This window comes from Bacillus sp. ISL-77 (assembly GCF_018613105.1).
On record NZ_JAGGQY010000037.1, the window covers coordinates 126265 to 139111 of the forward strand.

Here is a 12847-nt window from a genome sequence, read left to right on the forward strand (position 1 = left end):
CTTCAAAAAAACAGTATTTAAGGCACATTTTTGTTCTTGATGCAGAACCTTATAATAGTAGTGCATCTATACGAAAAGATTCAATCCCTGTGCATAGAATAGGTATCGGCAATTTTTTAATAGTTTACATTTCTATTAAAAATTTGCCGTTTTTTGTCGGGATCTTTAGAAAAGGAGAGGATAACCTTTACATAATCTCGTGGCCTGTATTCTTAGTAGAAAGAATAATCCAAAGGGATAGGTGATAAAGCGTATGAAGAAAAAGAAAGATATTAGTAGATTAAGCAAATTGGCTGCCACAGCTTTGATACTTAGTACTATCGTCTCGCCCGCAATACCTTATAATGTAAAGGCTGCTACCGGAAACACAGCTACTCTACGAATCTTAGAAACTACTGACCTACATTCTAATGTTTTACCATATGATTATTTCAAAGATGCACCAGTAACGAATTATGGTTTAGCTAAAACAGCGACATTAATCCAACAAGCTAGATCTGAAGTTAACAACTCCATGCTAATCGACGCGGGTGATACGATTCAAGGAAATCCTCTTGCAAGTTATGTAGCAAAAGTAAATAAACTTGGACCAAATGATACCCATCCTATTTACAAGGCAATGAACTATTTAAAATATGATGCAGGGATTGTGGGAAACCATGAATTTAACTATGGGTTAGACTACTTAAAAGATGTTCAGGAAGAAGTACAATTTCCGATTGTAAACGCTAATATCTATGAAGATGATCATGATTCCAACCCTGATAATGATTTGAACTATTTCACTCCTTACGAAATTATCAATAAAAATATAAAAGATTCTTCTGGCAATGAGTCAACAATCAAGGTTGGGGTCATCGGGTTCGCTCCACCGCAAATCATGCAGTGGGATAAAGATAACCTAACAGGTCATGTCATTACAAAAGATATTGTTGCCCAAGCTAATAAATTTATTCCGCAAATGAAGGCGGAAGGAGCAGATGTAATTGTAGCCATAGCACACTCTGGCTGTGATATCACTGCGGAAGGCCAAGAAGCAGCAGAGAATGCCGTGTACGATTTAACAAAAGTACCTGGCATTGATGCCATGCTTTTCGGACATGCTCACGTAAACTTCCCTGGCGATGCAGCATTTAACGGTAAGACTGGAATCGATAACACTAATGGTAAAATCAATGATGTTCAAGCTGTTGAAGCTGGCTTCTGGGGAAATAACCTTGGTGTGCTTGACTTAGCACTTGTTCAGGAAGCAAATGGCAAGTGGACTGTTGATAAGGCCAATTCTAAATCGGTTAACCGTGCCGTTACGGCTGATACAGCTTCAGACGCGACAATTGTTAGTGATACACAAGCTATCCATGACCAAACACTTGCGTATGTACGTGGAAAAATCGGTACGACGGAGATTCCAATGCACAGCTTCTTCACACGTGTTATGGATGACGCTTCCACACAAATTGTTAACAATGCACAAATGGATTACGTGAAAAAAGCGATTGCGAACACAGAATATAAGAATTATCCAGTCCTATCTGCGGCAGCACCGTTTAAGGGCGGCCGCGGCGGTGTAACTGACTACACGAATATTGCTAAAGGTGACGTAACAATCAAGAGTGCAGCTGATTTGTATTTATTTGATAACACCTTAAAAGCGGTTGAAGTAACAGGAGATCAAGTGAAGAGATGGATCGAAGAATCAGCAAAACAATTCAATACGATTGACCCGAATAAAGCAGGAAATCAGGACTTACTTGATTATGATTTCCGTCCTTACAATTATGATGTCATTGACGGTGTTAAATACGAAATTGATGTAACCAAGCCAAAAGGCGAGCGCGTTGTTAACTTAAGGATGTTGGATGGAACACCTGTTCAGATGGACCAAAAATTCATCGTTGCAACGAATAACTACCGTGCGGGGGGAAGCGGCGGTCTAGCTGAATTGAAGAATGCTAAAGTGGTAGTTGATTCTCCATTCGAAAACCGTCAAATCCTTATGGATTATATTAGTGCAAAGGTTACAATCAACCCTGTAGCGGACAACAACTGGAAGATCGCTCCTGTTGGCGGGGGTGCAAAATTAGTATTCCACTCTGCACCGGATGCTATGGCATACCTTGGACAACAACCAGAGGTAAAAGACCTCGGAGCATCAACAACTAAAGCAGGATACGAGTTATTTGAATTAGACCAAAACGTTCACGTTCAATTATTAGGAATCAATGACTTCCATGGACAATTAGACTATACAACTAAAGTTTCTAACCGTGAAGTCGGCGGTATTGAATACTTAGCTGGTTACCTAAAACAAAGAGAAGCAACTAACCCCGCTAATACCTTAATGGTACAAGCTGGAGATTTAGTAGGGGCAAGCCGTCCAGTTTCTGCGCTATTACAAGATGAGCCAACCATCCGTTTTATGAACGAAATCGGTATGGACATTGGTACCATCGGTAACCATGAATTTGATGAAGGCGTAACAGAAATGAAGCGTTTAATCAATGGTGGTGCCCATCCAAAAACGGTTGAAAAGTATGGTGAATTTGAAGGAGCCGACTTCCAATATGTTGTTGCCAACGTGGAGGATGAAAAAACAGGCGAATTAATTTTACCTCCGTATGCAATCAAAGAAGTGGATGGCGTAAAGATTGGCTTCATCGGTGTCGTTACAACGGAAACACCAAGTATCGTTACGGCAAGCGGTGTCGCAGGCGTTAAATTCACAGATGAAGTTGAAGCAGTCAATAAATATGCGGCTGAGTTAAAAGGCAAAGGTGTAGAATCTATCGTGGTTCTTGCCCATGATCCTGGAACTTCAGCAACAAATGGAGACAATCCAACAGGTAAAGTTGTCGATATGGCCAAATCGATTGATGACGAGGTTGACGTTATCTATGGTGCACATGATCACAAGTATTTGAACTCAACGGTTGATGGTAAATTGTTAGTACAATCTTATTCATATGGTACAGCATTTTCTGATGTTGATTTGACCATTGACCCAGTCACACAAGATATTGTGGAGAAACAAGCTGAAATTGCATCCACCTTCAGAGATGCGATTACTCCAGATACACAAATCAAAGCAGAGCTTGATAAATATCAGGCAGATATTGCCCCAATCACAGGCCAAGTAGTTGGGGAAGCAACTGCTCCGATTTCTCGTACTCAAAATTCAGATGGAGAAACGGCACTTGGTAACCTGATTGCTGATGGTATGAAAGCAGCTACAAACACCGATTTTGCCTTTATGAACGTTGGCGGTATCCGTGATGAAATTAAGAAAGCAGGACCAATCACTTGGGGCGACCTATTCGCCATCCAGCCATTCGGAAATGATATCGTGACAATGAACCTTACTGGTGGGCAAGTAAGAACATTATTAAATCAACAGTTTGCAGCAGACAGAAACCGTATCATGCAAATTTCAGGCTTAAAGTATACCTGGACCAATAATTTACCGCTTGGGCAAAAGGTGCTCGATATTTACCTTCCAAATGGTTCGAAAATTGATCCTAATAAAGTTTATTCTGTTACGGTCAATAACTTCATGGCTGACGGCGGCGATGGTTTCGTTGTTCTAAAACAAGGAACGGATCGCGTCACAAAGATGACTGATTTAGACGCGTTTATTGATTATGTAAAATCCTTTACCGGACCAATTTCAGCACAAATTGAAGGTAGAATTTTGATTGATAATGTCGCTCCTAACGCGCCGCAGGTTGGACAAATCATTGCCCCTGCTAAGAACGTTACTGGAAAAGCAGAGGCTGGTTCAACGGTTAAAGTTTTTGAAGGAAATACATTGTTAGGTAGTGCGGTTGCTGATAAAAACGGAGTATTCACTATTTCATTTAAATCAGCACAAACACATGGGAAAGTCTTAACCTTCACTGCAACGGATGCAGCTGGGAATACAAGCAACGCTACTTCCGTTACTCTTGTTAAAAGCAATTCAAAGTTCTGGTGAAAAACTAGCGTAGTAATCTGAAGCGCCTCTGAAACTTTTCAGGGGCGCTTTTTTATTATGGTCGAAAAATAAATAGGATGAAATATTGAAGTCTGGTTTTCGCAACCAGGCATTTTTTGTAGTAAACTTACTATTAAATTACTCTTTGGGCGGAATAAATCAGGAAATTGGCGGAATTCATGGTCTTTTGGCTGAAAATCCACTAAAGTTTGGCGGAAATCTATCTAGATTTGGTCAATTCCTTCAAAATTTCATTGACGGAAAGGTTCCCTAGAGGTAAACTAAAAATACTTTAATTCATTATCACATTAGCAGACTAAAGCGTTTAGAAAATATGCAATATAAAAACAAAGTAATCTAACGATAAAGGATGAGCAGGATGAGTCGCTTGTTTATGTTTGAAAAGCCTTTAGGCATGAGAGACACGCTGCCGGAGTTATATGAAAAGAAACATCGTGTTCGGACCTTAATGGAGGATACGATCAAACTTTGGGGCTGCCAATTTATTGAAACACCTACACTGGAATACTATGAAACCGTTGGAGCCGCATCAGCCATTCAGGATGCCCAGCTGTTTAGATTGCTTGACAAAGAGGGCCATACGCTCGTTTTGAGGCCTGACATGACAGCACCAATTGCCAGAGTAGCAGCATCGAAACTATTGCAGGATGACATGCCGCTTCGGTTAGCATACTCTGCGAACGTTTTCCGGGCGCAGCAACGTGAAGGCGGCCGGCCTGCTGAGTTTGAGCAAATCGGTGTAGAATGCTTGAATGACGAAACGGTTTCTTGTGATGGAGAGGTCATATCATTACTTATTTCTTCATTGAAAAAAGCAGGATTATCGGAGTTCCAAGTATCTATCGGCCATATTGGCTTTGCCCAGGAATTATTTTTACAAATCCTCGGCACAGATGAGCGAGCCGATTCGTTAAGAAGATTTCTCTATGAAAAAAATTATGTCGGCTACCGCGAGCATGTGAACTCCCTTTCGCTATCATCGATTGATAAGCAGAGACTTCTGCAGTTCCTTGACCTTAGAGGTGGAGTGGAAATAATTGGAACAGCACTCGACCTAATAGAAAATGAAAAAGGTAAGCAAGCTATTTTACAACTAAAGGAATTATGGGATTGTATAAATGATTACGGTGTACAGGATCAAGTCAAATTTGATTTAACCATCGTCAGCCATATGAGCTACTATTCTGGTATTTTATTTGAAGTTTACGCAGGGAAGGTTGGCTTTCCAATTGGGAATGGCGGTCGATATAGCTTAATAGAGAAATTTGGAAAAAAAGCAAGTGCGACCGGGTTTGGGGTTCACCTTGATCGACTTTTAGAGGCACTCGGAAGCTATGATATCGAAAACACAGTGACCTGCATCTTTTTCAGCCAGGAGCGACGAAGAGAAGCCTTTCAATTAGCCGAAAAAATGCATCAACAAGGTAAGAGGACAGTGCTTCAGGATATCAATGGTGTCAAAAATCTTGATGCCTATACAAAGAAATTTGCGGATACTACCTACTTATTAGGAGGGCGTGCCGATGAATAATGTACTAACGATTGCGATGCCGAAGGGGCGGATTTTTGAAGAAGCGGCCGACCTGCTTAGGAAAGCTGGTTATCAGCTTCCGCCGGAATTCGATGATTCCCGAAAATTAATTATTGAGGTTGAAAATGAGGGACTAAGGTTTATCTTAGCGAAACCGACAGACGTTCCAACCTATGTCGAGCATGGCGTTGCGGATATTGGTATTGCCGGCAAGGATGTATTGCTTGAGGAAGAGCGCGATGTTTACGAACTCCTCGATTTACGTATCAGCGCCTGCTATTTGGCAGTAGCGGGTCTTCCCGATACGAAAATGAATGATGTTGCACCGAGAGTGGCCACTAAATATCCGAATGTGGCCGAGGCTTATTTTCGTGAGCAGGGGGAACAAGTCGAGATTATTAAATTAAATGGTTCGATCGAACTGGCCCCAATCATTGGTTTATCAGATCGAATCGTTGATATTGTGTCGACTGGACGGACGATGAGGGAAAACGGTCTCGTCGAGTACGAGAGAATTGTCGATGTAACATCGCGGCTGATCGTCAATCCTGTCAGCTATCGGATCAAAGACAATCAGATCGACGATTTAGTGACACGACTTAGTGAAGTAGTTTCAGTGGGGGATTATTAACATGAAAATACTAAAAGTGAGTGAACTGATTTCGATTAAACGTTCGATTGAAGCGGGTACCTCAGAACAGCAGGATGTTGTCAAAAAAATTATTGCGGAGATTCGCACTCGCGGTGACGAAGCGTTAAGAGAGTATACCGAAAAGTTCGACCGTGTGAACTTATCTTCTTTTTCCGTAACAGATAAAGAAATCGAGGCAGCCTATCAGCAGATCGATCAGCGTTTTATCTCGATCGTCCAGGAAGCGGCGGAAAATATTCGAGCATTTCATGAAAAGCAGCTCCGGCCATCATGGATGACCACCGAAGAAAATGGAACCGTTCTTGGTCAAAAAATAACGCCGCTTGATTCGGTTGGCGTGTATGTGCCAGGTGGAACAGCTGCCTATCCATCATCCGTCCTAATGAATGTGATTCCGGCGAAAGTCGCTGGTGTGAAACGGATTGTGATGGTATCACCTCCTGACGACCAAGGTCAATTGCCAGCAGCGGTACTTGTGGCTGCAAAGGAAGCCGGCGTCGAAGAAATCTATAAGGTTGGCGGGGCTCAGGCGATTGCGGCACTCGCCTATGGAACAGAATCGATTCGCTCCGTTGATAAAATTACCGGTCCGGGAAATATCTTTGTGGCGCTGGCAAAACGAGAGGTTTTCGGGGATGTGGACATCGACATGATCGCCGGTCCAAGTGAGATTGCCATTTTGGCAGATGACACGGCAAAGGCGGACGAATTGGCGGCTGACCTGCTATCACAAGCGGAGCACGACCCGCGGGCCTGCAGTGTTCTCGTTACTCCATCGATAACTCTAGCCGAAGCAGTTGCTTTGGAAGTCGAAAAGCAGCTGGAACTTCTGCCGCGAAAAGACATCGCCGCCAGCTCGATTGCCGATTATGGTGTGATTTACGTAACAGCAGATATGGACGAAGCAGTGGAAACCGTAAACCAATTAGCACCTGAACACTTAGAAGTCATCACAGAAAATGCCATTGAGTTACTTGGAAAAATTCGTCACGCAGGAGCGATCTTTATTGGTCGTTACAGCTCCGAACCCGTGGGAGACTATTTTGCAGGTCCCAATCATGTCCTGCCGACAAACGGAACCGCTCGCTTTTCCAGTCCACTAAATGTGGACGATTTTCAAAAGAAATCGAGCGTGATTATCTACAGTGAAAAGGCTTTAATCGAGAATGGTGCAAAAATTGCTGAGTTCGCCCGGATGGAAGGGCTCGAGGCCCATGCGAGGGCAGTGGAAATTCGTTTGAAAAATGACGGAAAGTTATAGCTTTCATAAAATAAGGAGGTCCCGTTCGTGGAAAGAATCGCAAGTGTTGAACGAAATACAAATGAAACGCAAATACAATTGAAATTAGAAGTAGATGGTGACGGACATTCCAATCTTGAAACGGGTGTCCCATTCATGACGCATATGCTTGATTTATTCACAAAGCACGGGCAATTCAACCTTACAGTTAATGCGAATGGTGATACAGAAGTAGACGATCACCATACAACAGAAGATATTGGCATTTGTTTAGGGCAGGCGCTTCGTGAAGCACTGGGGGACAAGCGCGGAATTAAGCGCTACGGGAATGCCTTTGTACCGATGGATGAAGCTTTAGCACAGGTAGTCGTCGATCTTAGTAATCGTCCGCATCTCGAAATGCGAGCCGAGTTTCCAGGACAAAAAGTGGGCACCTTTGACACCGAGCTTGTTCATGAATTTTTATGGAAGCTTGCATTAGAGGCTCGGATGAATCTTCATGTTATCGTACATTACGGACAAAATACACACCATATGATCGAAGCCGTCTTTAAAGCACTCGGCCGTGCCCTAGACGAAGCAACGACCATCGACCCACGCATCAAAGGCGTGCCATCGACAAAAGGGATGTTATAAAAACCTTGGTGTCAGGCACCATCAAACAGAAGGTAAGAAATTTGGGTGTCAGGCACCATGAAAAGGCACCAGGAAAGGGATGTTTTCGATGATTGGCATTGTTGATTATGGGATGGGGAATTTGTTTAGCGTGAGTAAAGCACTTGAGCGACTGGGCGCTGATTATTTTATTTCCGCCAATAAGAAGGAATTGCTTCAAGCTGATGGATTGATTCTTCCTGGGGTTGGTTCCTTTCGTGATGCGATGGAACTCTTGCCAGTGGAGACAATCAAGGAATTTGTGGCAACGGGTAAACCGCTCCTCGGTATCTGCCTTGGGATGCAGCTGTTGTTTGAGCAAAGTGAGGAAAATGGTCCAACGAAAGGGTTAGGATTGTTACCAGGAAGTGTTCGCCGCTTTCCAGGCCGAACACCTGAGGGAGCGACTTACAAGGTTCCTCACATGGGCTGGAATCGGCTTGAATTTGTTAACAACTCACCTCTGTTGAAAAATGTAGAAGAGGATTATGTGTATTTCGTCCATTCCTATTATGTGGATGCAAATAACAGCGATGTTTTACTGGCAAAGGCGGATTATCACGAACAAGTTTCAGCAGTTGTTGGCAGAGACAATGTGATGGGGATGCAATTTCATCCAGAAAAAAGCAGCAAGCTTGGGATGGCTCTTCTAGGAAATTTTTTACAAATGGTGGAGGAAAGGAAGACAGTCCGATGAGTTTAACAATATATCCGGCAATTGATATGCGGGGCGGCAATTGTGTCCGTCTCCTCCAAGGGGACTATGATCAAGAAACGATTTACGGGAACTCACCGTTTGATATGGCCAAGAGTTTTGCCGCTGACGGCGCAGATTGGATCCACATGGTGGACCTTGACGGGGCAAAGGATGGCAAGCGGGTTAATGACCGGTTCGTGATTGAAGCGGCCAACAAACTTGATGTAAAAATTCAAATTGGCGGCGGGATTCGTTCGGAAGAGGACATCATTCACTACCTTGAAAATGGTGTGGATCGGGTCATCATCGGAAGCATTGCTGTATCGAATCCGGAGTTTGCAATTGAGATGATAAAGAAATACGGTGGAAAAATTGCGGTTGGCATTGATGCGAAAAATGGCTATGTCGCCACACATGGATGGCTGGATACATCAGAACTAAAAGCTGTCGATCTTGGCAAGCGCTTTGCAGAAGCAGGTGCTGAGACGTTTATTTTTACCGATATTGCCACAGATGGGACACTTGCAGGTCCTAATATTGCCGCGGTTTGTGAAATGGCAAAAGTTACTGGAAAAAATGTTATTGCCTCTGGCGGGGTAAGCAGTCTTGCAGATTTAAAGGCGATAGCGAAAAACGGCATAAGCGGTGCAATTGTAGGTAAGGCGCTATACGAAAATCGTTTTACCCTGAAGGAAGCATTGGAACTGGCAGGAGTATAACACAGGAGTTTACATAGTATTCCCTGCAAAAAGAGGCATTGGAAGGTGAGAGTATATGACATTAACAAAACGAATCATTCCCTGCCTTGATGTAAAGGACGGTCGAGTGGTAAAAGGCATTCAATTTGTCCAGCTGCGGGATGCGGGGGACCCGGTTGAATTGGCACGATTTTACGACGAGCAAGGTGCAGACGAGCTTGTTTTCCTAGATATCTCAGCATCGGTTGAAGGTAGAAAAACGATGGTGGAAGTAGTGAAGGCTGTCGCTTCCGAGCTGGCGATTCCGTTTACGGTTGGCGGGGGAATCAATGCCTTGGAAGATATGAAGAGAATTCTTCGGGCCGGGGCAGATAAAGTGTCACTGAACACAGCTGCCGTCTTGAATCCAGAGGTCATTAAAGAAGGTGCCAGTTACTTCGGTTCGCAATGTATCGTCGTAGCGATTGATGCGAAATTTGATGAAGAAATTGGGACATGGCGTGTGTTTACGCACGGCGGGCGGACTCCTACAGACAAACTAGTGGTTGAGTGGGCAAAGGAAGCAGCCGAGCTTGGAGCAGGTGAAATTCTATTAACCAGTATGGACAGTGACGGCGAGAAAAATGGATTTGATCTAGAACTGACAAAGGCGGTTAGTGAAGCCGTTCCGATTCCAGTCATCGCTTCGGGCGGAGCAGGGAATTCGGAACATTTTGAGGAGGCATTTAGTGCTGGGAAGGCAGACGCTGCCCTTGCTGCATCTATCTTTCACTATAAAGAGACATCAGTTCATGAAGTAAAAACCTATTTACGGGAAAAAGGAGTGACGGTTCGATGAATGTACGGTTTGATGAAAAAGGATTAGTGCCAGCCATTATCCAGGATGCTGGAACGAAAGAAGTATTAACGCTCGCATATATGAACGAGGAATCACTCGCGAAAACAATTGAAACGGGAGAAACCTGGTTTTTCAGCCGTTCTCGTCAGGAATTATGGCATAAAGGAGCGACAAGCGGCAATACGCAAACGGTTGTTAGCATCAACTATGACTGTGATCAAGATGCATTATTAGTGCTTGTCTATCCAAAAGGTCCTGCCTGCCATACGGGTGCGGTGAGTTGTTTTTCTGAACGTGGATTTAAGGGGACTTCGAGCTTGGCCGATTATCAGATCCTGCAATCGCTTGAAAAAGTGATCGTCGAACGTGAACGTGAGCGGCCAGAAGGGGCATACACAACCTATCTTTTTGAAAAAGGCGTCGATAAGATTTTGAAAAAGGTCGGTGAAGAAGCGGCCGAAGTAATTATCGCTGCTAAAAACCGTGACCCTGAGGAGCTAAGATGGGAAGCGGCAGATTTGCTTTATCACTTACAGGTATTGCTGGTGGAACAAGGCCTCCCATTCAAAGATATTTTGAGAACATTAGAGGAAAGACACAAGGACCGGTCGTAAATAGACCGGTTTCTTTTTATATTTGAAGGTATGGAGGCGCTTATTACAAATTTCCCGGCATTTATGACATATTTCCCGCCACTTACCACATTATTTTAGAAACTTACTACATTTTTTTCGCCACTTACTACCCATATTTGAAAACTTACGACATTTACTAGAAACTTATGTAAAATCCGAAAGATTAAGGACACATTTCCTAACTTTTGCGATAGTAAGGGGGATTGCACTAAGTTCCTACTTTTAAAAGCCTCAATCCCTTCTCGAACAACTCCATGATGTGGTATACTACCTTAGTTATGTTAAAAATGTGGAGGGCTTCATGGGTAAAGACGCGAAAGCAAGAATGCATATGGGAAAATTACTTTCATTTGTTCCTACGGGGGAATATTATTTCACGAAGGGTTTAAAGGCATTCCATCGACGTGATTTTATAAAAGCAAAAAAATATCTTGGGCGAGCGATGCAGCTTGAGCCGGGTGAACCGATGATTATATGCCAGTTGGCGATCGTGTCAACAGAACTTGGCGAGTTTGAAAATTCCAACCGGCTCTTGCACCTCATCCTTGAAGAACTAGATCAAGAAATGGTGGAATGCCATTACTTTTTGGCGAATAATTATGCCCATTTGGGATTTTTTAAAGATGCTTATCACCACGCCAAGCTGTATTTACAGCTTGATCCAGATGGTGATTTTAGCGAAGATACAGAGGATTTGCTTGATGTATTAACATTTGAGTCAGAGGATCTTGAGGATGAACTTTATCCGCAGGATGACCTGATTGTCAAACAAGAACAAGCTCGTGACCTGCTGGAGTCAGGTTACTTTCCAAAAGCAATTGAGCTGTTAAATGATGTGGTCAAAGATTATCCGGAGTACTGGTCGGCATACAATAACTTGGCGCTCGCTTATTTCTATCTAGGCAAAACAGAAAAGGCGGAATCTATCTTAGACGATGTGTTGGAGCGAAATCCGGGAAATCTCCATGCTCTTTGTAACAGACTTGTATTTGCTCATTATCAGGGCCAATCAAAGAATGTGGCTGGGTTGATTGCAACATTGAAGAAAATTCAACCGCTTCTTAGTGAACAGCAATTTAAGCTGGGTGCCTCGTTTGCTTTGGTTGGTGAATATGAACTTGCCTATTTATGGCTGAAAAAATTATATAAACATGGCTTTGATGGCGATGGTCCGTATTATTATTGGCTTTCTTATTCGGCCTATTTCACAGGCCATGAAAATTTTGCAAAAAGCATCTGGAAAAAGGTGCTGGACCTTAATCCTGACAAAGAAGGCTCTGAACCATGGAATAAAGAAAACGCATCAGCTAATGGTTTTGAGGACCTTACCGGATCTATTTTTCAAAAGCTTGAAAGCGACTATGTAGAAGAGCGCTTATTTGCCCTTTTCCTAACGACCGTTTCAAGTAAAAAAGAGGAAATTATCACCTCTAAACGGCTTTTTAAAAACCAAAAATTTACGGCCTTGGAAAAGGATTATATCTCGTTAATCAGATCGGGAAAACCATCCAAAACTTCGGATGCACAAGAAATTGCCGAGCTTTTTTATGAAACCCATCAACCAATTGGCACCATTGAGGCTGGGTTATACCTCATGTGGTTTTCCGTGTATGTCGAGGTTTCCAAAGCTAAGGTTCGTTTGAAAAATAAACGGGCCTGGGCTGGCGCAGTTGAGTATATGTGGCACAAGCTGCGGAGTGAAAAGGTATCCCAGCAGGAAGTTGCTGAACGCTATGGGATTTCCTCAGCAACGATTGGCAAATATGTAAAAATAGTGAATAGCTATTTGAATTAAGCATATTGGTGGACGATAAAACGATTGTTATATACGATTAAGTAAGGGAACAATATACTTAATCGTATTTTTTTATATTACTGTCTAGCTGCAGCGCCTAGGGGCTCTATGGTCTA

11 protein-coding genes are annotated in these 12847 nt (G+C 43.0%); all 11 read left to right on the forward strand.

Features of this window, described 5'->3' with window-relative positions:
• Window positions 1–253 precede the first annotated feature (253 nt).
• The 11 genes from J7E77_RS15530 to J7E77_RS15580 all read left to right on the forward strand — a co-directional run bounded on the left by J7E77_RS15530 (window position 254) and on the right by J7E77_RS15580 (window position 12731).
• The gene (locus tag J7E77_RS15530; protein ID WP_214715549.1) at window positions 254–3970 is read left to right on the forward strand and encodes a bifunctional 2',3'-cyclic-nucleotide 2'-phosphodiesterase/3'-nucleotidase; all 3717 of its coding nucleotides are present in this window, start codon (window positions 254–256) and stop codon (window positions 3968–3970) included.
• Between the two features lie 85 nt (window positions 3971–4055).
• Window positions 4056–4244, forward strand: a complete 189-nt coding sequence (locus tag J7E77_RS15535) for a hypothetical protein (protein WP_214715551.1) — start codon at window positions 4056–4058, stop codon at window positions 4242–4244.
• Between the two features lie 105 nt (window positions 4245–4349).
• Window positions 4350–5522, forward strand: coding sequence for an ATP phosphoribosyltransferase regulatory subunit (locus J7E77_RS15540; protein WP_214715553.1), 1173 nt, complete (start codon window positions 4350–4352; stop codon window positions 5520–5522).
• Window positions 5515–6153, forward strand: coding sequence for an ATP phosphoribosyltransferase (gene hisG / locus J7E77_RS15545; protein ID WP_168245662.1), 639 nt, complete (start codon window positions 5515–5517; stop codon window positions 6151–6153). Before J7E77_RS15540 ends, hisG begins: the two co-directional genes overlap by 8 nt.
• 1 nt (window position 6154) lies before the next feature.
• The gene (hisD, locus tag J7E77_RS15550) at window positions 6155–7435 is read left to right on the forward strand and encodes a histidinol dehydrogenase (RefSeq protein WP_214715554.1); all 1281 of its coding nucleotides are present in this window, start codon (window positions 6155–6157) and stop codon (window positions 7433–7435) included.
• Between the two features lie 27 nt (window positions 7436–7462).
• Window positions 7463–8050, forward strand: coding sequence for an imidazoleglycerol-phosphate dehydratase HisB (gene hisB, locus J7E77_RS15555; protein WP_214715555.1), 588 nt, complete (start codon window positions 7463–7465; stop codon window positions 8048–8050).
• An 88-nt stretch (window positions 8051–8138) separates the two neighbouring features.
• On the forward strand, window positions 8139–8765 hold the full coding sequence (hisH, locus tag J7E77_RS15560) for an imidazole glycerol phosphate synthase subunit HisH (RefSeq protein WP_214715556.1): 627 nt from the start codon (window positions 8139–8141) through the stop codon (window positions 8763–8765).
• On the forward strand, window positions 8762–9484 hold the full coding sequence (gene hisA, locus J7E77_RS15565) for a 1-(5-phosphoribosyl)-5-[(5-phosphoribosylamino)methylideneamino]imidazole-4-carboxamide isomerase (protein ID WP_214715557.1): 723 nt from the start codon (window positions 8762–8764) through the stop codon (window positions 9482–9484). Before hisH ends, hisA begins: the two co-directional genes overlap by 4 nt.
• Window positions 9485–9539: 55 nt before the next feature.
• The gene (gene hisF / locus J7E77_RS15570; protein WP_214715558.1) at window positions 9540–10301 is read left to right on the forward strand and encodes an imidazole glycerol phosphate synthase subunit HisF; all 762 of its coding nucleotides are present in this window, start codon (window positions 9540–9542) and stop codon (window positions 10299–10301) included.
• Complete coding sequence (gene hisIE, locus J7E77_RS15575; protein WP_088089562.1) at window positions 10298–10915, forward strand: bifunctional phosphoribosyl-AMP cyclohydrolase/phosphoribosyl-ATP diphosphatase HisIE; 618 nt, start codon at window positions 10298–10300, stop codon at window positions 10913–10915. The genes hisF and hisIE overlap by 4 nt, the downstream gene beginning before the upstream one ends.
• Window positions 10916–11237: 322 nt before the next feature.
• On the forward strand, window positions 11238–12731 hold the full coding sequence (locus tag J7E77_RS15580; RefSeq protein WP_214715559.1) for a tetratricopeptide repeat protein: 1494 nt from the start codon (window positions 11238–11240) through the stop codon (window positions 12729–12731).
• Window positions 12732–12847 lie beyond the last annotated feature (116 nt).